The sequence below is a fragment of the Halorientalis brevis genome (assembly GCF_023077655.1).
In genome coordinates this window covers 114,262-133,196 of sequence record NZ_JALLGV010000005.1, presented here as the reverse complement: position 1 = coordinate 133,196, position 18,935 = coordinate 114,262, and the positions used below count along the sequence as shown (strand labels likewise).

The 18,935-nt window shown below is 64.7% G+C and carries 24 protein-coding genes; 8 read left to right on the top strand and 16 right to left on the bottom strand.

Annotated elements, in window-relative coordinates:
* Nucleotides 1–8: 8 nt before the first annotated feature.
* From MU553_RS12540 to MU553_RS12530, 3 genes are read right to left on the bottom strand one after another with little or no spacing between them, the layout of a single operon-like run.
* Entirely contained in the window at nucleotides 9–593 is a 585-nt protein-coding gene (locus MU553_RS12540; RefSeq protein WP_247378343.1) for a cysteine hydrolase family protein, read from the bottom strand.
* Nucleotides 580–1,389: a YqcI/YcgG family protein gene (locus MU553_RS12535; protein ID WP_247378342.1), complete on the bottom strand. Its 810-nt coding sequence runs from the start codon at nucleotides 1,387–1,389 to the stop codon at nucleotides 580–582. The genes MU553_RS12540 and MU553_RS12535 overlap by 14 nt, the downstream gene beginning before the upstream one ends.
* A gap of 51 nt (nucleotides 1,390–1,440) precedes the next feature.
* Nucleotides 1,441–1,911 carry an MOSC domain-containing protein gene (locus MU553_RS12530; protein WP_247378341.1) on the bottom strand — a complete coding sequence of 157 codons (471 nt, stop codon included), beginning with the start codon at nucleotides 1,909–1,911 and terminating at the stop codon, nucleotides 1,441–1,443.
* A gap of 137 nt (nucleotides 1,912–2,048) precedes the next feature.
* On the opposite strand from MU553_RS12530, the gene MU553_RS12525 reads away from it, so the two are divergent.
* Both MU553_RS12525 and MU553_RS12520 read left to right on the top strand, forming a co-directional pair.
* Complete coding sequence (locus tag MU553_RS12525; protein WP_247378340.1) at nucleotides 2,049–3,203, top strand: thiolase family protein; 1,155 nt, start codon at nucleotides 2,049–2,051, stop codon at nucleotides 3,201–3,203.
* A gap of 2 nt (nucleotides 3,204–3,205) precedes the next feature.
* Nucleotides 3,206–3,592, top strand: a complete 387-nt coding sequence (locus tag MU553_RS12520; protein ID WP_247378339.1) for a Zn-ribbon domain-containing OB-fold protein — start codon at nucleotides 3,206–3,208, stop codon at nucleotides 3,590–3,592.
* Nucleotides 3,593–3,795: 203 nt separating this feature from the next.
* Here the strand turns inward: MU553_RS12520 and MU553_RS12515 are convergent, their stop codons facing one another.
* The 4 genes from MU553_RS12515 to MU553_RS12500 form a co-directional block, all read right to left on the bottom strand.
* The gene (locus MU553_RS12515) at nucleotides 3,796–4,242 is read right to left on the bottom strand and encodes an HTH domain-containing protein (protein ID WP_247378338.1); all 447 of its coding nucleotides are present in this window, start codon (nucleotides 4,240–4,242) and stop codon (nucleotides 3,796–3,798) included.
* Between the two features lie 89 nt (nucleotides 4,243–4,331).
* Nucleotides 4,332–4,814, bottom strand: coding sequence for an HTH domain-containing protein (locus tag MU553_RS12510; protein ID WP_247378337.1), 483 nt, complete (start codon nucleotides 4,812–4,814; stop codon nucleotides 4,332–4,334).
* A gap of 76 nt (nucleotides 4,815–4,890) precedes the next feature.
* Nucleotides 4,891–5,391, bottom strand: coding sequence for an HTH domain-containing protein (locus tag MU553_RS12505; protein WP_247378336.1), 501 nt, complete (start codon nucleotides 5,389–5,391; stop codon nucleotides 4,891–4,893).
* Nucleotides 5,392–5,504: 113 nt separating this feature from the next.
* Nucleotides 5,505–6,062 carry a DUF7547 family protein gene (locus MU553_RS12500; RefSeq protein ID WP_247378335.1) on the bottom strand — a complete coding sequence of 186 codons (558 nt, stop codon included), beginning with the start codon at nucleotides 6,060–6,062 and terminating at the stop codon, nucleotides 5,505–5,507.
* 130 nt (nucleotides 6,063–6,192) lie between these two features.
* On the opposite strand from MU553_RS12500, the gene MU553_RS12495 reads away from it, so the two are divergent.
* Entirely contained in the window at nucleotides 6,193–6,372 is a 180-nt protein-coding gene (locus MU553_RS12495) for a DUF7331 family protein (RefSeq protein WP_247378334.1), read from the top strand.
* Nucleotides 6,373–6,477: 105 nt separating this feature from the next.
* Here MU553_RS12495 and dpsA read toward each other — a convergent pair whose 3' ends face one another.
* Both dpsA and MU553_RS12485 read right to left on the bottom strand, forming a co-directional pair.
* The gene (dpsA, locus tag MU553_RS12490) at nucleotides 6,478–7,011 is read right to left on the bottom strand and encodes a DNA starvation/stationary phase protection protein DpsA (protein WP_247378333.1); all 534 of its coding nucleotides are present in this window, start codon (nucleotides 7,009–7,011) and stop codon (nucleotides 6,478–6,480) included.
* Nucleotides 7,012–7,148: 137 nt separating this feature from the next.
* Entirely contained in the window at nucleotides 7,149–7,526 is a 378-nt protein-coding gene (locus tag MU553_RS12485) for a DUF8048 family protein (RefSeq protein ID WP_247378332.1), read from the bottom strand.
* A gap of 116 nt (nucleotides 7,527–7,642) precedes the next feature.
* On the opposite strand from MU553_RS12485, the gene MU553_RS12480 reads away from it, so the two are divergent.
* The 4 genes from MU553_RS12480 (at nucleotide 7,643) to MU553_RS12465 (ending at nucleotide 12,071) form a co-directional block, all read left to right on the top strand.
* A complete protein-coding gene (locus tag MU553_RS12480; protein ID WP_247378331.1) occupies nucleotides 7,643–8,119 on the top strand; it encodes a YbaK/EbsC family protein in 477 nt (158 codons plus the stop codon).
* A gap of 65 nt (nucleotides 8,120–8,184) precedes the next feature.
* Entirely contained in the window at nucleotides 8,185–8,781 is a 597-nt protein-coding gene (locus MU553_RS12475) for a protein sorting system archaetidylserine decarboxylase (RefSeq protein WP_247378330.1), read from the top strand.
* Nucleotides 8,782–8,901: 120 nt separating this feature from the next.
* Entirely contained in the window at nucleotides 8,902–11,007 is a 2,106-nt protein-coding gene (acs, locus tag MU553_RS12470; protein ID WP_247378329.1) for an acetate--CoA ligase alpha subunit, read from the top strand.
* Nucleotides 11,004–12,071, top strand: coding sequence for a phosphotransacetylase family protein (locus tag MU553_RS12465; RefSeq protein WP_247378328.1), 1,068 nt, complete (start codon nucleotides 11,004–11,006; stop codon nucleotides 12,069–12,071). Before acs ends, MU553_RS12465 begins: the two co-directional genes overlap by 4 nt.
* 200 nt (nucleotides 12,072–12,271) lie before the next feature.
* Here MU553_RS12465 and bioD read toward each other — a convergent pair whose 3' ends face one another.
* From bioD to trxA, 5 genes are all read right to left on the bottom strand, one after another.
* A complete protein-coding gene (gene bioD, locus MU553_RS12460; RefSeq protein WP_247378327.1) occupies nucleotides 12,272–12,952 on the bottom strand; it encodes a dethiobiotin synthase in 681 nt (226 codons plus the stop codon).
* Nucleotides 12,949–14,154: an aminotransferase class I/II-fold pyridoxal phosphate-dependent enzyme gene (locus MU553_RS12455; protein WP_247378326.1), complete on the bottom strand. Its 1,206-nt coding sequence runs from the start codon at nucleotides 14,152–14,154 to the stop codon at nucleotides 12,949–12,951. The genes bioD and MU553_RS12455 overlap by 4 nt, the downstream gene beginning before the upstream one ends.
* 73 nt (nucleotides 14,155–14,227) lie before the next feature.
* Complete coding sequence (bioU, locus tag MU553_RS12450; RefSeq protein WP_247378325.1) at nucleotides 14,228–15,277, bottom strand: (S)-8-amino-7-oxononanoate synthase BioU; 1,050 nt, start codon at nucleotides 15,275–15,277, stop codon at nucleotides 14,228–14,230.
* A 1-nt stretch (nucleotide 15,278) separates the two neighbouring features.
* Nucleotides 15,279–16,409, bottom strand: coding sequence for a biotin synthase BioB (gene bioB / locus MU553_RS12445; protein ID WP_247378324.1), 1,131 nt, complete (start codon nucleotides 16,407–16,409; stop codon nucleotides 15,279–15,281).
* Nucleotides 16,410–16,522: 113 nt separating this feature from the next.
* On the bottom strand, nucleotides 16,523–16,930 hold the full coding sequence (gene trxA / locus MU553_RS12440; protein WP_247378323.1) for a thioredoxin: 408 nt from the start codon (nucleotides 16,928–16,930) through the stop codon (nucleotides 16,523–16,525).
* Nucleotides 16,931–17,057: 127 nt separating this feature from the next.
* On the opposite strand from trxA, the gene MU553_RS12435 reads away from it, so the two are divergent.
* Nucleotides 17,058–17,492 carry a DCC1-like thiol-disulfide oxidoreductase family protein gene (locus tag MU553_RS12435; RefSeq protein ID WP_247378322.1) on the top strand — a complete coding sequence of 145 codons (435 nt, stop codon included), beginning with the start codon at nucleotides 17,058–17,060 and terminating at the stop codon, nucleotides 17,490–17,492.
* A 40-nt stretch (nucleotides 17,493–17,532) separates the two neighbouring features.
* Here the strand turns inward: MU553_RS12435 and MU553_RS12430 are convergent, their stop codons facing one another.
* Both MU553_RS12430 and MU553_RS12425 read right to left on the bottom strand, forming a co-directional pair.
* A complete protein-coding gene (locus MU553_RS12430; protein ID WP_247378321.1) occupies nucleotides 17,533–17,820 on the bottom strand; it encodes a HalOD1 output domain-containing protein in 288 nt (95 codons plus the stop codon).
* 92 nt (nucleotides 17,821–17,912) lie between these two features.
* Nucleotides 17,913–18,890, bottom strand: coding sequence for a DUF2804 domain-containing protein (locus MU553_RS12425; protein ID WP_247378320.1), 978 nt, complete (start codon nucleotides 18,888–18,890; stop codon nucleotides 17,913–17,915).
* Nucleotides 18,891–18,935: the final 45 nt, after the last annotated feature.

Here is an 18,935-nt window from a genome sequence, read left to right as displayed (position 1 = left end):
TCACGTCTTTACTGCGGCGTGTTCGATACCACGGCCGCAGTGGGAACGACGGTGGCGAACTCGCCGTCGAGGTGGGCGAGCGCCGAGCGGTGAATCTCGTCGGCAGTCATGGATTCGCCATCGAACTCACGATCAAAAGTGGCCGTCGCGTCGGCGACGAGGTACACCTCGAAACCGCGATTTTCGGCCATCCGGGTGGTGGTCGAGACGCAGTGGTCCGTCGTGAGGCCGGCGATCACCAGCGTCTCGACGTCTCGCTCCCGAAGCCAGGCTTCCAGCCCCGTGCCGACGAAGGCACCGTTGACCTGCTTGGTAACGACGTGTTCGCCCGCCGCTGGTTCGAGGGCGGGTTTGAACGCGAAGCCTGGTTCGTCGCCTCTGAGGGGCGAATCGGGCTCGGTCGAATCGTGACGGGCATGGACGACCGGTCGGTCCGCGTCACGCCAGGCGGTGAGGAGTTCGGCCGCGCGCTTCTCTGCGTCGGGGTTGTTGCGCTTCCCCCAGGACGGGTCGTCGAACCCCTGCTGGAAATCGACGAGCAGGAGTGCGGCGTCGCCGGGCAGCGTGACCGACCGGTCGTCAATCGGCGGCATGACCGTCCGGGAGAGTCTGGGTCGCTTTCGGATGTTGGCGAGAGACGTTGATGGGGCACTCGTCGGGGGCCTGCTCGGGGTCCGAGGAGAGGAGGTACTGGTGCCACTCGCGGTCGCCTTCGACGCCGTAGTCACCGATGTCTGCGTGCGGGCAGACGCCGTCGTACTCCTCGAGACGGCCCTGGATGACCTCTCGCGCCTGCTGGCCGGCGTCGGTGTCGTGGGTGATCCCCTCGAACAGCGACCGCGGCTGGAACGTGATCTCCAGGCCGACCGGGCAGTAGCGGCTCTTGCGCTCGTCGTAGAACGGCGCCCGGCAGGTCGGGAACATCGGCTCACCGCCGAAGCAGAACTCCCAGTACGGGTCGTCCGGGTCCGTCGGAACGTCTTCGGGCCACGGCTCCGGATCGTGCACGTGGAGGAACTGGAGGATGTGCCAGAGGCGTTCGTGGTAGTCTCGCTCCGAGAGTTCCGTCTCGGGCGGTTTGAAGAACACGACGAACGACGCCTGCTCGGAGTGATCCCGGTAGACGTCGAGGTATTCGAGGAGCGTGTCCCGGAAGTTCAAGAGCGCGTCCTTGTCGGTCATCGACGGACAGACGGTGTACAGCGGGTCGCCGTTCTTGATCGATTCGACGCCGAAGTAACAGGGGAACGGTGACCCGTTGCGCTCGCCCGTCAGGGCGTTCCGGAAGGTCTCCCAGTGGGCCGTCGCCCATTCGGGAAGCTCGCCGGAGGTGGCTCGGTCAGCGACAGTCTCCTGATCCATGAGGACCTGCAGACCCGCTTCGTTCATACGCGAAAATTCGGCTCAGACGGCTTGAATGTGATGATTCCGTCGAAAAGATCAGTCGGCGAGGGGCGCGATTTCACTCTCGGTCTGAATGTTGCCGGTTTCGACGATCCGTGCGCGCAACCCGCCACGGTGGACGAGCGCGTCACGAATCCCTTCTTCCTGGAGATGTCGTTCCAGATACGTACATGGTTCACAGAGTTCCGTTCCGAGACAGATCGCGTCGCCGACGCGGAAGCGCTGGTCGACTAAATGATTGAGTGCAATATTACGGGTCGTGACGTTGCGACGATGGGCACCGGGATCGAGCGCGATGTCGTAGTCTCGCTCGACCGCAGCGAGGGTTTCAGATTCGATGAACGTGATCGCACAGCCCTCGCGGTCGGCGAAGCTTCCGTCGTCGTGGTAGTAGCGGTCGCCTTCGAGGCCACGCCCCGCGACGGCCTGGACGGAATCGACAGCCTCGGGCGGTGCGCCCTGGGCTGGTGCGAGATGGATCGCGGTCACGACGCCGGAACCGGTCATACGTGTGGGTTCGGCGACGACGGTCAAAGGGTTGTGGTTCGGGAAGTTTGGCTAGTGAACACATGCCTCGCATGGCGGCAGAAAGCTACACTGAGGGCCAGTTTTACGGTACCGGCAGGAGAGATTCTAGACGGATTATGGATAGGGACGTTGCGATAATTGGGGGCTCGATGACCAAGTTCGGCCAGCGTGACGCCTGGATTCGCGAGCTGCTCGCCCAGGCGGGCGAGGAGTGTCTGGCCGACGCTGGTGTCGCCCCAGGAGACGTGGAGCACGTGTACGTTTCGAACATGGCCAGCGGGGAGTTCGAGGGCCAGACCGGCATCATGAACGCGGTGGCGCACGATCTCGGGCTCATGCCGGCGTACTCACAGCGGATCGATCAGACCAGCTCGAGCGGCGGCGCCGGCATCTACGGCGCCTGGCAGTCCATCGCCTCCGGGGCGAGTGACATGACGCTGCTCGTGGGCGGGGAGAAGATGACCCACAAGGGGACCGGCGGCGCGACCGACATCATCGCGTCGATCACCCACCCTGCGGAGTACAAACACGGCGTGACGCTGCCGTCGTTCGCCGGCATGACCGCCCGGCACTACCTCGAACGGTTCGACGCACCGCGAGACAGCCTCGCGAAAGTGGCGGTCAAGAATCACAAGAACGGTGTGGACAATCCCAAGGCACAGTTCCAGAAGGAGATCGACGTGGAGACGGCCCTGGAGAGTCCGATCATCGCGGACCCGCTCCGACTCTACGACTTCTGTCCCATCACGGACGGGAGTTCCGCGCTCATGTTCTGTCCCGTCGAGGTCGCAGAACAGTACACCGACGAGTACGTCGTGGTGTCGGGCATCGGCGGCGCGACCGACACGCACGTCGTCCACGAGCGCGACGACCCGACGACGATGGGCGGCGTCGTCGAGAGCGGCCAGACGGCCTACGAGCGTGCCGGTCTCGGCCCCGAGGACGTCGACGTGGCGGAACTGCACGACATGTTCACCATTCTGGAGTTCCTCCAGATGGAGGGCCTGGACTTCGCCGAGAAGGGCGAAGCCTGGAAACACGTCGAGGAGGGTCGCACGGAGAAAGACGGCGAGTTGCCGATCAACACCTCGGGCGGGCTCAAGTCAAAGGGCCATCCGCTGGGAGCCAGCGGCGTCGCACAGGGCTACGAGATCTACGAACAACTCGTGGGTGAAGCCGGCCCGCGACAGGTCGAGGCCGACACCGGTCTGGCCTGCAACGTCGGCGGCTTCGGGAACTGTGTCATCACCACGATCATGGAGGCGCGATAACGATGGGACTCGACGCATACCGCTGTCCGAACGGACACATCACGTACCCGGGACACCGGCTGTGTCCCGAGTGTGGCGAACCGCAAGACGAGCAGATCGATCTCAGCGACGAAACGGCAGAGATCGTCACGTGGACCAAGAGCACGGCGACCCCGCCGGGCGTCCGCGAGCCGAACACCCTCGCGATCGTCGAGTTCGAAGTGGACGGCGAATCCGTCCGCGCGCTCGGACAAGTCGGTTCCGAGGACGACGACGAGGAGTTCGACGTCGAGAGCGGCGACGAGGTCGAACCCGTCTACGTCGACGAACTCCGCGAGCCCGGCGTCGGGCTCAAACCGGAAGACGCCGATCAGGAGTGGGACGGGTATCGGTTCCGACCCGTCCAGTGAGGCGGTAACTCGCCGAACAACGGGTCAGAACCGGCGTGGAGACCCGTCCAGTGAGGCAGTAACTCGCCGAACAACGGGTCAGAACCGGCGTGGAGACCCGTCCAGAGAGGTGGTCCAGGTCCGGCGTTTCGACAATCGCGACTTCTTTTCGATCCGTTCTCGAACACCGGCGGGCCGGTCGAATCACGCTCGTCGGGAGACTATCAGTGTCGGGCTAGCTCGGGTCGACGAGTACTCTCCAGAATCGCGATCCCCTCGAGCACAGTCATTGGCCGACCCTGCCTGGCGTGGGGATAGACGGCCGTCAGCGTGTCGTTCTCGAACACAGCGAGACACATCACGGGAAAGACGGTCGTCGTGAACCGGCTTCCAGTGAAGCGACTGTGGCACTCGTGCCGGTCGAAGGCGGGACGCATCGACGCACCGTGGTCGCGAGCCCAGCTGTCGAAACTATCGTACGTCGCCAGGGCCTGAATGGTGTCGGGAGTGCCGTTCGTGACCCGACTCGGCCAGCTCTCGATAGTGACGCTGTCGACGACGCCCGCTGCCTGGAGCGATTGGAGACGCCCCACCGCTTTCTGCTGCTCGGCACGCGCTGCCGCTGGAACCGAATCGCGCAGGTACAGCGTCGCTCTCGTCCTGGAATTCATGCCCCCTGAAGGGCACGAGCGTTCTTAGCTGTTTGCGTACCCGTCTCACCCCGGGACGCGTCAGCGAACCGGCGGTTCGCTGCGAGCGGTCATCCTGCCGGGACTGGCCTGCGGTCCTCGTCGTCCGGCGTTGATCGGCCATCGGTCTCGATGTCGGCCAGGCCGTCGAAGACGGTCACGACCCGCTCGCCGTCTCTGTGGGGATAGACGGCCTCCAGCACATCGTTCTCGTAGACCGCGAGTGCCATCACTGGCAGTACGAGCGCCGTGTACTGCTCCCCCGTGTCCCGGTCGAAACAGTCACGCGTCCCGAACGCCGGATAGATCCGAGCGTCTCGTTCTCGTGCCCACCGACTGAACGCGTTGAACGCTTCGCGCGCCCGGTCGTCCGTCGGTCCTGTCCCGTCGATTGCGATTTTGCGGGGCCAGTCGTACGTCTCGACGGCGTTGACGAGCGGTGTCGCTGCCAGGTCCACGACGCGCCCTCGCACCGCTGTCTGTTGCTCACCCGACCTCCCCCGTGTCTCGTCCCGGAGATACAGTTCCAGGCGGCGACCAGTGGTTTCAGTCATGATCCTCCACAGTGGATCTTACATCATTGTTTAGAATAAAATCGGGCTGCCGTTCCCAGACGGTGGGAACGTTTATTTAGTGCGACACTTCGAGCGAATCGTCGTCGGCCGTTAGCGTCGCGCCGTCCGGGTCCGGCGTGCGGCGGCGAGCAGATTCGATGGCGCGAAGACAGTCCATTACGGAGCGCGACCCGTCGTTGGTCGAGTGGGGATACACCGACTGGAGGGTCCCGTCTCGATAGACGGCGAGACAGAGCGCGGGCAACACGAGTCGCTCTCCTTTCTCCCCCGAATCCATCGAGTAACACGTCCGGGTGTCGAAAAACGGAGCCAGATCGACGCCCACCTCGTCGGCCCACTCGGTGAACGCTTCGTATCGAGTCTGCTCCCGACAGTCCGCGGTTAGCGAGACCTTCTTGCGCCAGTTGTGGATTTCGACCTGCGAGATGTGGCCCGCGTTCGCGAGTTCGTCGAGCCGCGTCGCAATCTGGTCCCGTCGCTTCTCGGCAATTTCTGGCAACGACGATCGGGCGTACAGTTCGACCCGCGTCCCCTCGGTTGTCCCATCTCCGCTCATTTGCATCCGCTAGTCCACCGACGAAATTAATAAAACATGCTATGTTCAGTTATGTTGACACGGTTGCACAAGGGAGAACGTCCCCATGACCGAGCGCTGTCGACCCGGTGGTGTTACTGCTCGCCGTCGTCGCCGTCGTCGAGATCGTCTTTGATCGACTGGAGTTCGGCGTCGACGTCGACTGGGACGTCGCTTCCGGCGTCGGCTTCGAACTGGCCGCGGTTCGCGTCGGCGGTGGTGACGGCGAGCTGCGCGTCGATTTCCTCCCTGAGAGCGCGGGCCTCGTCGAGGACCTGTCGTGCTTCCTCGTCCTGTGGTCGTCCCTCGATCGCGTCCTGAACGTCGGCCAGCACCTCGTCGAGGCGGCCGAGCGTGGCCTGGCTGACGGAAACTGCGCGTTCGCGGACCGCGTGGTCGGGCCCAGCTGGCGGCTTCCGCTCGTCGCTCAACCGAATCGCGCGCTGGAGCAGTCGCAGCGCGCGCACGTTCGTCTCGAGAACGAGGATGATTCCCGGGATCGCGATCTCGTCGGTGAATCGGAGGATCTCACGCGGGGACGGTGGTCGCGGGCCGCTGGGCCGCTGATCTAGCTCCCGCTGCAAATCGCGCAGTGACCGCGCCAGGTCGGCGGCGAGGCGCGCGAGATCCGCGTTGCTGCCTGAATCGCTCATTGAGTCCGCTACGGTCCGTTCCGGTAAAAAGCCGGGCCTCGAAACCGACGAACCGTCCGCCGGACTGATTCCCGCTCTCGGATTAGGGAGACCAAAACCCTTTTAGATTTAGGCCCGCCTAACTTCTATGATGCCAGCACGGGATCGGCTCTCCACTGAACACACTGAGCAGACGGACGACTCTCACAGCGATCTCCCCGGACGAACGGTGACGGCCCATCAGACTACCCCTGATCGGTTCGTCTTCACCGAATCTGACAACACAGATGCCTGGATCTCGACCGATCTGACCGTCGATCTTCGACGGTAATCACCTTTCGTCGGGGGTGTTCTCTCTCTTCGAGTCCACACTGAAAAACCGAGTCACACGTTCCGGCGTTCACGGAAACGGGGCGGCGACGCCTCCCGGGACGGTTCACCAGTCCTGGAGTGAGTCCTTTCCGAGGAAGTGCTCGATCGTGTGGGCGTGCTCTTCGAGTTCGACCAGTTGGAGCCGGAGCATCTCCGCGGAGGCGTGGTCCCCCAGGTTCGTGCTGAGTTCGATGTGATCGCGGGCGGTCTCGATGATGTCGCCGTACATCTCCAGGTCGTGTTCCAGGGACGTCCGGATCTCGTACACGTCGTCGTCCTCCATGTCGACCGGGGCACGTTCCTCGAGGCTCGTCATGTTGGCGACGGGGACGCCGCCGAGTGCTTGCACCCGTTCTGCGATCTCGTCGGCCGCTTCCTCGGCTTCTTCGGCTGCCTCGCCGAGGAACAGATGTAGTTCCCGGTACTGTGGACCCTCGACGTTCCAGTGGTGCTTGCGAAGCTGATGGTACAGGACGTACGTCGCCGCCAGGTCCGTGTTCAGTGCGTCGATGATCTGCTCGGCTTTGTCTTCCGGAATGCGAAGCCTGTTTTCCTCGACCGTCCCTGCTTCCTGAAGCACGTTCTTCTGGGTGCTCATTACACCTGGTCTTTCGTTCCCACACCACATAAAATAACCTCTCTAAAAACAAATTTTTCACGTCCAAAAGTATCGTTTGTGTTGTCTGAACCGTTGCGTGAGAATTGGGGCGCGTGCTGTGGACTCGTGAGTGACGCTCACGTCCTCGAAAGGACCATCATCGCCTCACTGTCCGTCGTCTCTGCGCCGGTCTGGCGACGCGTCTGCTCTTCGTGAACGCCCAGGAGTGCCTCGAGGTCGGTTTCTGGGACGTCGAGCGCCGTGGCGAACTCGTCCCAGACGTGCGTCCGTAATCGGAGATAGTAGGCCTCTGCCGTCCGCTCGAGGACGGGTTGTTCGTGGAATTGACTCCGCCATTCGTAGACGATGTCTTCGACGCCTGGATTGTCGCGCACTTGCCGTTGGTGGCGAGTCAGCAGGTCTCGAAGTTCGGACTCGGACACGTCGCTCCGATCGGCGACGAGTTCCACGAGGTCGTCGTCGAACGGCTCCAGCAGATCGTCGGCGTCGCTCATACCAGTAGCTTGGTCGCCACCAGCAAAAGCCCCGTGTCGACTTTCGACGGGAGTCGAGCAGTGTGACAACCGTCGAGGAGAGAAACTATTTGGGGACTGGGTGGTCACGGTGGCGTATGCACGAACGGGCAGCCGAGTTCAGGGAGCGCGCAGACGAGCAGTTCGGCCTCGACGTCGACGTTCACGAGTTCCCGGACGGAACGAAGACGGCCGAGGACGCAGCAGCGGCGGTCGGCTGTGACGTCGCTCAGATCGCGAGCGCGATCGCACTCGCGGCCGGCGACCGACTCGTGGTCGTCGTCACGAGCGGTGCGAACCGCGTGAGCATGGCGAAAGTCGCCGCGGAGCGCGACCTCGCTGAATCCGAGGTCGAGATGGCCGACGCGACGGACATCAAGGCCACGCTCGGCTGGAGCATCGGGGGCGTCCCACCGTTCTGCCACGACAGCGACGTGCCAGTGTACATGGACGAGACGCTGCTCGACCACGAGACCGTCTGGGCCGCCGCCGGGACGCCGCAAGCAGTGTTCCCCATCGAGCCGGACACCCTCCGTGAGTACGCCGGGGCAAAGCCGCTCGACGTGGCCGAATAGCGACGACGCTGAGCGAGCGTGGACCAGTCGATAGGTTTGTACCCGCCCGGACGTTGTCACCGGGTATGTGTGCCCGCGTCGCCCAGGGAACGAGTCGATACGCTGCCCCACTGACTCTCCTGGGATTCGTCTCGGTTCTGTTCTCGCCGCTCTCGGGCCTTTTCGTCGCGCTCGCTGGAATCGTCGTGCTCGCGTTTCACCGTGACCCGGACCGGGTCGTCCCCGACACCGGAATCGTCGCCCCGGCCGACGGGCGCGTCTCGGTCATCCGGGAGGAGGACGACAGACTTCGGGTTGGCATCTTCATGAACCTCACCGACGTCCACGTCAACCGCGCCCCGCTCGGTGGGACCGTCGAATCGGTCACCCATTCCCCGGGGGCGCACTGGCCGGCGTTCATCAAGGAATCCGACCGCAACGAGAAGGTGCACGTGGAGTTCGAGGACTACACCGTGGTCCAGATCGCGGGCGCGGTCGCGCGCCGCATCTACCCCTACGTCGAAGCGGGACAGACCGTCGAGCGGGGCGACCGGATCGGGCACATCTCGTTCAGTAGCCGCGTCGACGTGGTCTTCCCAGAGGACGTAACCCGCGAGGACCTGCTCGTCGGCAAAGGGGAATCTGTTACTGCGGGAGAGACCAGACTGGTAGCCGACCACTGAGCAGGTCAGCCTGGACTGTCTCGTAGCTCTCGGTCGATCCGGGACCACTATCGCACCTTCCCGGTTCCCGCCGGGAACACGAACTATTTCCCAGCCGCGGTCGAACGACCAGACGACACGATGGGCGAACTAGCTACGATGTTCGCACCCGAACGGGTGGCGGTCATCGGTGCGACCGAAAGCGACGGGTCTGTCGGACGAGCAATCACCGAGAACCTGGCCGCGGATTACGAGGGCGACATCGTCCCCGTCAATCCCAACGCGGACCAGGTGCTCGGTTTCGAGTGTTACGAGGACGTCGGCTCGGTGCCGGGAACGATCGACGTCGCAGTGGTCGTCGTTCCCGGGTCGATCGCGGTCGACGTCGTCGAATCCTGTGGCGAGCACGGCGTCGAGAACGTGGTCGTCATCACCGCCGGGTTCAGCGAAGCGGGGAGCGAAGGGGCGAGTCGAGAGAAGCGGCTCCGCGAGGTCGCATCGGAGTACGACCTCAACCTGGTCGGGCCGAACTGCCTGGGCATCATCAGTACCGGCGTCGGCATGAACGCGACGTTCGCACCCCAGAACGCCCAGCCGGGGTCGATCTCCTTCATGAGCCAGTCGGGCGCGTTCATCACCGCCGTCCTCGACTGGGCCAGCGACCACGACGTAGGCTTCAGGGACGTCGTCTCGCTGGGCAACAAAGCAGTGCTGGACGAAGGCGACTTCATCGCAGAGTGGGGCGACGACCCGGACACGGACGTCATCCTCGCCTATCTCGAAGGGATCGAAGACGGCGGTCGATTCATCGAGACGGCACGCGAGGTCACGCAGGACACTCCGATCGTCATGGTCAAATCCGGACGTACCGAAGCCGGTGCCTCGGCTGCGGCGTCCCACACCGGGACGATGGCGGGTAGTGAACGCGCTTACGAGGCCGGCCTGGAACAGGCCGGCGCCATCCGCGTCGACAACACCCAGGAACTGTTCGACTACGCCGGCATCCTGTCCGGGCAACCGCTTCCGGACGGCGACTCGGTCGCCATCGTCACCAACGCCGGCGGTCCCGGCGTGATGACGACCGACGCCATCGGGGACTCGGATCTCTCGTTGGCCTCTTTCACCGACGAAACGCTGTCCGACCTGTCGGCCGCGCTGCCCGACGGGGCGAACATCTACAATCCGATCGACGTCATCGGGGACGCCGACGTCGACCGGTTCGCCGAGGCGATCGACGTCACGCTCGAAGATCCGAACGTCGGCGCCGCGATCGTCATGGCCTGCCCGACGGCGACGCTGTCGTTCGAGGACCTCGCCGAGCGGACGGTAGCGTTGCAGGCGAAACACGACAAACCGATCGCGGCGTCGCTCATGGGCGGTGACTCGACGCGCGAGGCACAGGCCACGCTCAGCGAAGACGGGATTCCGACGTACTTCGATCCGGCGCGTGCGGTCCGGAGTCTCGATGCCCTTCGCCGCTATCGGGAGATACAGGCTCGAGAATACGACGAGCCGACCGAGTTCGACGTGGACCGCGAGCGCGCTCGGGAAGTTCTCGAAGCGGCCGAGCGACGTAATACCTCGCGCCTCGGCGTCGAGGCGATGGATCTGCTGTCGGCGTACGGGATTCCCACGCCGGCGGGGGAAATCGTCGACAGTCCCGGTGACGCGGAAGCGGTCGCCGAGCGTCTCGCCGACGGCGAGGGCGTCGTCATGAAGATCGTCAGCCCGGACATCCTGCACAAGTCGGACATCGGCGGCGTCGAGGTCGGCGTGCAACCGTCCGAGGTCGCCGACACGTACGAGGACCTGGTGGTGCGGGCGCGCAACTACCAGTCCGACGCGAAGATCCTGGGCGTGCAGGTCCAGGAGATGCTCGACATGGACGGGGCGACCGAGACCATCGCCGGGATGAACCGCGATCCGCAGTTCGGCCCGCTGATGCTGTTCGGTCTCGGGGGCATCTTCGTCGAGGTGCTGGAAGACACGACAGTGCGGGTCGCCCCCGTGAGCGAGCCGGAAGCACAGAATATGGTCGACGACATCGAATCCGCTCCGTTGCTGCGGGGTGCTCGCGGTCGCGAGGCCGTCGACGAGGCCGGTATCGTCGAGACGATTCAGCGACTCTCACAGCTCGTTACGGACTTTCCCGCGATTCTCGAACTGGACATCAATCCGCTCGTCGCCACCCCCGACGGCGTGTCGGCGGTCGACGTGCGCCTCACTATCGATCAGGAGAAGCTATGAACCCGATACTCGTCAGCACGACAGAAGGAAGCACAGGCAAGACGGCAGTCGCGCTCGCACTGGCACAGCGCGTCGACGACGCGGGCGAGTCCGTCGGCTACATGAAACCCCGCGGGACGCGCCTCCAGAGCGCGGTCGGCAAGACTCTCGACCAGGACCCCATGCTCGCTCGCGACCTCCTCGACCTGGACGAGGAGATGCACGAGATGGAGCCCATCGTCTACTCGCCGACGTTCATCCAGGAGGCCATCCGCGGACGCGAGGACCCGGACGCGCTGCGCGAGCGCCTGACCGAGAGTTACGAGAGCATCGCCGCCGACAAAGACGCGGTGGTCATCGAAGGCGCAGACGACTACAAGACGGGCGGCATCGTCGACCTGACCGACGTGGACGTCGCGAACTTGCTGGACGCTTCGGTCCTGTTGCTCGCCAGTTACGAGACGCCGGGCGACGTCGACGAGATCCTCGCGGCGGTGGACGCCTTCGGCGACCGCCTGGGCGGCGTCCTGTTTAACGCCGTCTCCGACGACGAGTTCGACGAACTGACCGAAGACGTCATTCCCTTCCTCGAAAGCCACGGCGTCACGGTCTTCGGCGCGCTCCCGTCCGTGAAAGAACTCTCCGGCGTCACCGTCGACGAACTCGCCAAGAGCCTCGGTGCCGAACTGCTCACCTCCGAAGCACCGACCGACGGGTTCGTCGAGCGGTTCCTCGTCGGTGCGATGGGGAGCGACTCGGCGCTCCGTGCGTTCCGACGGACCCGCGAGGCCGCAGTCATCACTGGGGGCGACCGTTCGGACATCCAGACGGCAGCGCTCGAAGCGCCGGGCGTCGAGTGTCTCCTCCTGACCGGCGGGTTCCGTCCGACCGGCGCCGTCATCGGCACCGCCGAGGACGCCGGCAAGCCCATCCTGTTGGTCCAGGGAGACACCAGGACGGCCATCGATCGTGCAGAGACGATCATCCGCTCCGGTCGAACGAGAGACGCGGCCACGGTCGATCGAATGACCGAGTTACTGGGCGACAGCGTCGACGTCGACGCCATCATCGCACTGGGCGAGTAAGCGGACCCAGACCCCTCTCGTTGTGCTGTAATGATAGCTTATTCTGCGTATCAAATGCTAATATCGAAACGAGCACTTATTTACGATCGGCCACAAAGGCTATATGGAGCCAATTGGCTCCGTAGTGTCACACGCCGGGGCATCCCCCCGGGTTTCCCTTTGTCACGTCGTCGAACCGGGAGCGACAGCGATCGCTTTGCTCACTCACTACCGACTGCGAGCGTCTGCGAGAGGTGGTCGCGAACTGCAGCAGCGAGTGATGCCGGCGACGACTGCTCGATCGGTGGCACGGTCTCCACGGTGCAGCTGGTCATGTCCTCGATGGCTCGCGGGTTGGTCCGTTCGGCGACTGTCGCCCCCTCGTACTCGTTGAGCACGACACCGCGAACTCTGACGTCTCGGTCCCGCAGTGCTTCGACCGTCAGCGCAGTGTGATTCAACGTGCCGAGTCCGGACCGCGAGACGAGGATGACCGGGAGATCGAGATCGGCGACGAGATCCACGACCTCGCGACCGTCCGCGAGCGGGACGCGCACCCCGCCGATGCCCTCGACGATTCCGACTTCGCTCTCGGCGATGGCTGTCTCACACCCTTTCACCAGCTCCGCGTACGAGAGCGACTCGTCGGTTCGCGCCGCTGCGACCGCCGGAGCGAGCGGCGGTTCGAGTCGTCGGAGACAGGTCGACGCGGCGTCGGCTGCACAGGCGTCGGCGACGAACTGCGCGTCGTCGTCCGGCGGATACCCGGTCTGGCAGGGTTTGATCGCGCGGGCGTCGACCCCCTGATCGCGCAACCATCTCGTCAGGCCAGCGGTGACGACCGTCTTCCCGACGCCCGTGTCGGTGCCGACGACCGCGAAATCCGACGGCGTCCCGGTCATACGAGGTCGAGCTCCCGGCCAGCGGTTCTGAACGCGTCGAGACACCGGTCGATCTCCTCGTCGGTGTGGGTGGCCATCGGCGCGACGCGGATGCGACTCGTTCCCTCGGGCACTGTCGGCGGGCGAATTCCCGGTGCGAGGACGCCGTGCTCCCGGAGGCACTCGTCCAGCGCCATCGTTGCCGACCGATCGCCGACGATCACGGGGAGGATCTGAGTGTCGCCCCAGACCTCGAAGCCCGTGGCTTCCAGCCCCTCACGCAGTCGCTCGACGTTCGACCAGAGCCTGTCGCGTCGGTCGCTCTCGCGAGCCACGCGCAACGCTTCGCGGGCGGCACCGGCGGCGGGCGGCGCGAGTCCCGTCGAGAAGACGAACGACCGGGCGGCGTTCACGAGGTGTTCGACGAGCGGCTGGCTGCCGGCGACGTAGCCGCCCTGGCTGGCCAGCGCTTTCGAGAGCGTCCCCAGCTGGACGTGGACGCGGTCGGAAAGTCCCTCCCGCTGGACGACACCGCCGCCCGCAGTGTACAGGCCCGTCGCGTGGGCTTCGTCGACCATCAGCCAGGCACCGAACTCCTCGACGGCGTCGCAGATGGCCGACAGCGGTGCCACGTCGCCGTCCATGCTGAACACGGAGTCCGTGACGACGAGCCAGGATTCCTCGACGCTGCCCGATCTGTTTCGCTCCCCCATTTTCCGCCGGAGGTCCGCGGGGTCGCAGTGATCGTAGACGACGGTCTCTGCACCGGCGAGCCGGCAACCGTCGACGATGCTGGCGTGATTGAGTTCGTCCGAGAAGATCACGTCCGGGTTCAGGGCGGCGATCGTCCCGACGTTTGCCGCGTAGCCCGACGAGAACGCGAGGGCGCGCTCAGTCCGCCTGGTCTCGGCCAACTCCCGCTCCAATGCACGGTGAGCGGGCGTGTCGCCGGTCACGAGTCGGCTGGCTCCGGCACCCGTTCCAACCTCTCTTGCGGCTTCGGTGGCAGCCGCTTGTACCCGTTCGTGATCCGCGAGGCCGAGATAGTTGTTGGCGGCGAAGATCGACAGTTCGTCGCCGTCGAACGTCGGCGGTTCGTTCTGGGGATCGGTGGCGATGCGACTCCTGGCGGCCACTCGCTCAGCCGGCGCGAGATCCCGTCTGAGGTCGTTGGCCTCGCGGTCGCGCAGTCGCGCAGCCGGGTCGAAGCCGTGGTCAGTCATCTGTCCCTCTCGTCTGTAGAATAGTGCTCATGAGTGCGGTAGCGGCGGTCGAAACGGTCGAAAACGGTGCGACTCAGAATCCAGGCATCAGGTCAGCGGGACCGAACACGCCGTACTCGCCCGCTCGGTTGCGGCGGACGCCGGCTTTCAGGTAGCCCAGGGCCGGGCCGTTGACGTTTGCCTCCATGCTGGTGGCGTCGTCCAACTCGAACGTGTTCGTGCCGGTCTCCCCGTCGAACGTCGTTCCGGTGACGCTGACGGTGGTCGTCGTGGGCTTCTCGTCGGACGTCACGTCGAGGATGCCGCCGACGGTCACGTCCTCGGCGTCGCAGACGCCGGCCCGTTCCAGGAGCACGTCGTCGGCGTGTTCCATGTCCTCGAACTCGATGACGCCGTCGTGCTCGTCGATGACGGTTTCGATCTCCGCGTCGCTCATCTCGCGGGCGTCCTCGATGGTGTACCCGTCGAGGTGAGCGACGTCCTCGCGGACCGTGCCGCGATTGTCCTCGTAGCCGGACTTGAGACCGACGCCCCACCAGATCTCGACTTCGTCGATCTCGACGAACGACTGGGCCGCGAGGGCGGCCGCGCCTGTCAGCAACCCGGGCGTCGCGCCGGCGCCGCAGACGAACGTGATGCCGGACTCCTCGAAGCGGTCGGTCCGGTCGTCGAGCATGTCGATGACCCGCGAGCGCTTCAGCACGTCGACGAGCACGCCCTCGTAGCCCGCCGCCGCGAAGCGGTCGGCGACGCGGGGAATGAAGTCGTGTTCGAAGTTCGGCAGCGCGACGAGCACGGCGTCGATGGCGTCGCTTTCATCGATGACGTCGTCGATGGGCGTCTCGGTGGGTTCCGCCTGGACGGAGGCCGCAACGCCCGCATTCTGGCCCGACTGTTTGACGCCGCCATCGGTGCCACCCCTCGTTGCCGTTCCCCCGTCGCTCGCGATGTTGGCTTCCGTCGCCGCCAGAAGTTCGTCTACGTCCAGCCCCTCGTGGTCGACGGCGACGCCGTGGCGGTCACAGGCCGCGACTGGCGTCAGGTGGTCCTTGTGCTCTGAGACTTCGAGCGTTCGTCGGCCGATGCCTCCAGTTCCGAGTACTGCGAAGTTGATGTCGTCCATATCAATCGTCAAGTTCAGCGTTCGTTGTCGCCGTTCCTGCTGCCGTCTCTACTGCACCGTCGTCAGGGATGGCGTCCTCGTCAGTGCGGGCCTTGACGGCCGCTTTGTCGAACTCGTTTGCGTCCATGTTCGGCTCCAGTCCCGCTCGTTCCATCACCTCGATGTCGTCGCCGGGCGACTGGCCACCGGTCGTCAGGTAATCGCCGGTGAGAATGCCGTCGGCACCGGCCTCGAAGGGCAGGTGCTGTTCGTCCGCGTCGAGATTGACCTCCCGACCGCCCGTCAGCCGAACCCTGGCCTCCGGATGGAGCAGTCGATACACCGCGATGGTCTCGATGATCTCCTCGGTGGTAATGTCGGCCGAGTCGTCGAGTTCGTCGCCGAGCGCCGTACCGGCGACCGGATTGAGGACGTTCACCGGCAGTGACGAGATACCGACGTCCTGCAACGCGACCGCCGCGTCGACCCGGTCGGTCGGCGATTCGCCCATCCCGAGGATCACGCCCGCACAGAGGTCCATCCCGGCGTCCCTGGCGATCTCCAGCGTCTCGACGCGGTCCTCGAAATCGTGGGTCTCGACGATCTCCGGGAAGTACCGCGGCGACGTCTCGATGTTGTGATTGTAGTGGTTGATGCCTTCGTCGGCGAGGATCTCGGCTTCCTCGGGTGTGAGGATGCCGAGGCTCGCGTCGACTTCTACGTCGGTCTCGTCTCGGACGAGCCGAATGGCGCGAATGACTTCCCCCCACTCGTCGGGGCGGTTCTCCTTCGAGACGCCCTTCTCGGCGACGACGATGCCGAACCGCTGAGCGCCGTCACGCTCCGCGCGTTTGGCTGCTTCGAGAATTTCCTCGGGGTCCAGGAATCCATAGGTCTCGATCCCGGTGTCGAAGTGCACGGACTGCGCGCAGAACCCGCAGTCCTCGGCGCAGTTCCCGGCCTTCGCGTTCACGATGGAACAGGCGTCGACCGTGTCGTCGCCGAACTGTGAGCGGACGAAATCGGCCGCCGCCGCGAGTTCGTCGACTGGTTGCGCCAGCAGCGCGAGTCCGTCACGGCGGTCGAGTTGCTCACCCGCCAGTACCCGTTCGACGGCGTCGTCGATCGTTCGGTTACCCGTCTCGTAAACCACGACCTAGCCGTCAGTTGACGAGATCAAAAAGGTTCGGGTCAGCAAGGAGTTTGCCAGGAACTGGTGGTGCGTTTACGCCTGCAGAACGTCGCTCCGAATCGAATCTCTCGGGATCAGGTGTACTGCGTGACTAGGTTCTCGAGAGTCCCTTTGTCCTGAACGCCGACGAGTTCTTTCACGAGCTCGCCGTCGTGGAACAGTTTGAGCGTCGGGACGCCCTGAACGCCGTGTTCGCGTGCCAGCGCCTGGAGTTCGTCGATGTCGACTTTCGCGACCGTCGCGTCCGTTTCGGCCGCGATGGCTTCGACGGCAGGCTCCAGCATCTTGCAGGGGCCACACCAGTCCGCGTAGAAATCGACGAGGACCGGGCCGCCGCTCCCGGTCAACTCCTGGAAGTGCGAACTGTCCTCGACGTGGACGGGTTCGTCGGGACTCCCAGCGTCGTTCAGTTGTTCCTTCAACTGCTCCTTTTTCCGCTCACGAATGGCGTCGATGTCGTCCGAGTCGCTTCCGTCGCTCATGCGGTGAGTTACGTACCGATTGTGTATAATCACGTTGGTGGCGTGCATTCCGAGAACACGATCGATTCGGCCGTCGCTCAGTCCCGACTACCGTGCTCGTTTTGCGCGTGGATACCCAACTCCGGATATGGACGGTCAGTCCTTCGACGCGGTGCTCATCTACGACGGCGAGTGCCCGTACTGTTCGCTCGCAGCCAGGGCGCTCGAACGACTGGAAACCGTCGGTGCGGTGTCCTGGTACGACGACGCGGTCGCACCGTTCCTCCGGGCGCAGTTCGACGCCGAACCGTTCGCGATGGTGCTGGCCGACGTCACCGAGGGACGCGTCTACGCCGGTCGATCAGCGGCCGCGGAACTGGCCCGTCGTGCGGGCATGCCGACCCTCGTCGGGAGACTGGTTCGAAACAACTACGACGCGATCGCGGGTGTAGTCGGACTCGCCAGCGGACGCGATCGCGGACCCGCGAACTATCACCGCGAGTACGATCTGACACCTGCGGCTCGCGATTGCTTCGAGTCGCTCGCAACCGCCGCCAGGAAGAGATCGATCGCCTCGTCGTGACTGAACCGGCGGCTCGTCGAGACGCTCTCTCGATCAGCGATCAGTCGTCGTCGACTGTTATCTCGCCCGCTTCAGTCACAGTCACGTCGTGTCCTTCGACCTCGAAGGTGATCGCTTCCTCGTCGCCATCGAAGACGGCTGCGAGGTCGTCGAGGTCGACGTACTCGTCCAGCGATTCGACGCTGGACGAGTCACCCCCGACCTCCTCGCCGATCTCCTCGATAATGACGTCACTTGCGGGCTGTGGGGTCATCCACGCCTCCTCGTCGTCTGTGTCGATACCTTCGTCCGGACGAAGGATGTATACTTCCCCGTCTTCAGCGCCCATGTTCGACTAGTAACACTATATCCTTATAATAGCAGGTCAGTACTTTCAGATTCTGAAGCAACTCCCCCCTCGCACCTTCTCTGGGTCGACGCTTACCACTTCGCGTGATGGCTCTCTGCGACGCCGACGAGTTCGACCTCGCGGCCGGCCACCGTCCCGCGCCACCGGCCCAGCGGTTGCGCGTACCGCGAGACCACGAGGCCGAGGTTCAGGTCCTCCGAGCGGACGGCTTCGGGTTCGAGTTCGACGTCGACGGCGCCGTCGTCCGTCTCGACGGCCCACGACGCCCCCGGCTGGCGGCGATCGTAGGAGAAGGCGGCCGCCTCGACGGCCCGCCGGTCGTCGCCGATCCAGACCGCGTTTTCCAGGCCGGAGTTGAAGCCGTCGACGAGGTTGAATCCGATCGGCGTGCCGTCGTCGGTCCGTCCCGTCCCGATGGCCCATCGCCAGCGCGTGTCTCGGGCGAGGACGCCGTGCGTGAAATCGAGCATGCCGTCGGCCCCGTCGAAGGTGTGAGTGCACCCGTGCCAGTCGATCGCGCCCGTCGCCGACAGACACGTCGATTTCTGGGTGACGTTGACGCCCGGATGTCTGCCGTCGTCCACCGGGCAGATCGCCGTCACGGGGCCTGCAGCGTCGTGGGTGAGCGTCAGATCGAGCGTGACGGGGCCGAACTGTCCGGCGACCATGAAGCCCGCGTCCTTCTCGGTGGCCGCCAGCGTCACGTCCCGGAAGGAGGCTCCCACGCGCGGGCGCTCCGATGGCCGGTCGGCTCGCTGCACTGTCGTCGGTGGGAGCAGTCGCGATTCGTCTAAAATGAGACGGTTCCGCTCGCGATCCAAAACCCACACGAACGCCTGGTTCGCGAGGCCGGCGTCGACCACCGCTCCGCCGACTGCGAGTTCGTCGTCGATCGCGCAGAACCACTGCCAGCCCTTCTCTTGCACTAGTTTTCGGAGTCGGTTGACGGGGAGGGAAGCGAGCGACGTCGTCTCACAGGCACCTGCGTACGTGCCGTAATCCGCCCGCCCGTCGACGACTGGCCGCATGGGAGCCTGCGGAAGTGTCATAAATTACTCATCGAAACACCCCGGCCTCAATCTTACGGTATCTGA

Bases quoted from the DNA above. Each gene is read 5' to 3' on its own strand.
- MU553_RS12540 (WP_247378343.1), bottom strand. From the start codon at position 593: ATGCCGCCGATTGACGACCGGTCGGTCACGCTGCCCGGCGACGCCGCA.
- MU553_RS12535 (WP_247378342.1), bottom strand. From the start codon at position 1,389: ATGAACGAAGCGGGTCTGCAGGTCCTCATGGATCAGGAGACTGTCGCT.
- MU553_RS12530 (WP_247378341.1), bottom strand. From the start codon at position 1,911: ATGACCGGTTCCGGCGTCGTGACCGCGATCCATCTCGCACCAGCCCAG.
- MU553_RS12525 (WP_247378340.1), top strand. From the start codon at position 2,049: ATGGATAGGGACGTTGCGATAATTGGGGGCTCGATGACCAAGTTCGGC.
- MU553_RS12520 (WP_247378339.1), top strand. From the start codon at position 3,206: ATGGGACTCGACGCATACCGCTGTCCGAACGGACACATCACGTACCCG.
- MU553_RS12515 (WP_247378338.1), bottom strand. From the start codon at position 4,242: ATGAATTCCAGGACGAGAGCGACGCTGTACCTGCGCGATTCGGTTCCA.
- MU553_RS12510 (WP_247378337.1), bottom strand. From the start codon at position 4,814: ATGACTGAAACCACTGGTCGCCGCCTGGAACTGTATCTCCGGGACGAG.
- MU553_RS12505 (WP_247378336.1), bottom strand. From the start codon at position 5,391: ATGAGCGGAGATGGGACAACCGAGGGGACGCGGGTCGAACTGTACGCC.
- MU553_RS12500 (WP_247378335.1), bottom strand. From the start codon at position 6,062: ATGAGCGATTCAGGCAGCAACGCGGATCTCGCGCGCCTCGCCGCCGAC.
- MU553_RS12495 (WP_247378334.1), top strand. From the start codon at position 6,193: ATGCCAGCACGGGATCGGCTCTCCACTGAACACACTGAGCAGACGGAC.
- dpsA (WP_247378333.1), bottom strand. From the start codon at position 7,011: ATGAGCACCCAGAAGAACGTGCTTCAGGAAGCAGGGACGGTCGAGGAA.
- MU553_RS12485 (WP_247378332.1), bottom strand. From the start codon at position 7,526: ATGAGCGACGCCGACGATCTGCTGGAGCCGTTCGACGACGACCTCGTG.
- MU553_RS12480 (WP_247378331.1), top strand. From the start codon at position 7,643: ATGCACGAACGGGCAGCCGAGTTCAGGGAGCGCGCAGACGAGCAGTTC.
- MU553_RS12475 (WP_247378330.1), top strand. From the start codon at position 8,185: ATGTGTGCCCGCGTCGCCCAGGGAACGAGTCGATACGCTGCCCCACTG.
- acs (WP_247378329.1), top strand. From the start codon at position 8,902: ATGGGCGAACTAGCTACGATGTTCGCACCCGAACGGGTGGCGGTCATC.
- MU553_RS12465 (WP_247378328.1), top strand. From the start codon at position 11,004: ATGAACCCGATACTCGTCAGCACGACAGAAGGAAGCACAGGCAAGACG.
- bioD (WP_247378327.1), bottom strand. From the start codon at position 12,952: ATGACCGGGACGCCGTCGGATTTCGCGGTCGTCGGCACCGACACGGGC.
- MU553_RS12455 (WP_247378326.1), bottom strand. From the start codon at position 14,154: ATGACTGACCACGGCTTCGACCCGGCTGCGCGACTGCGCGACCGCGAG.
- bioU (WP_247378325.1), bottom strand. From the start codon at position 15,277: ATGGACGACATCAACTTCGCAGTACTCGGAACTGGAGGCATCGGCCGA.
- trxA (WP_247378323.1), bottom strand. From the start codon at position 16,930: ATGAGCGACGGAAGCGACTCGGACGACATCGACGCCATTCGTGAGCGG.
- MU553_RS12435 (WP_247378322.1), top strand. From the start codon at position 17,058: ATGGACGGTCAGTCCTTCGACGCGGTGCTCATCTACGACGGCGAGTGC.
- MU553_RS12430 (WP_247378321.1), bottom strand. From the start codon at position 17,820: ATGGGCGCTGAAGACGGGGAAGTATACATCCTTCGTCCGGACGAAGGT.
- MU553_RS12425 (WP_247378320.1), bottom strand. From the start codon at position 18,890: ATGACACTTCCGCAGGCTCCCATGCGGCCAGTCGTCGACGGGCGGGCG.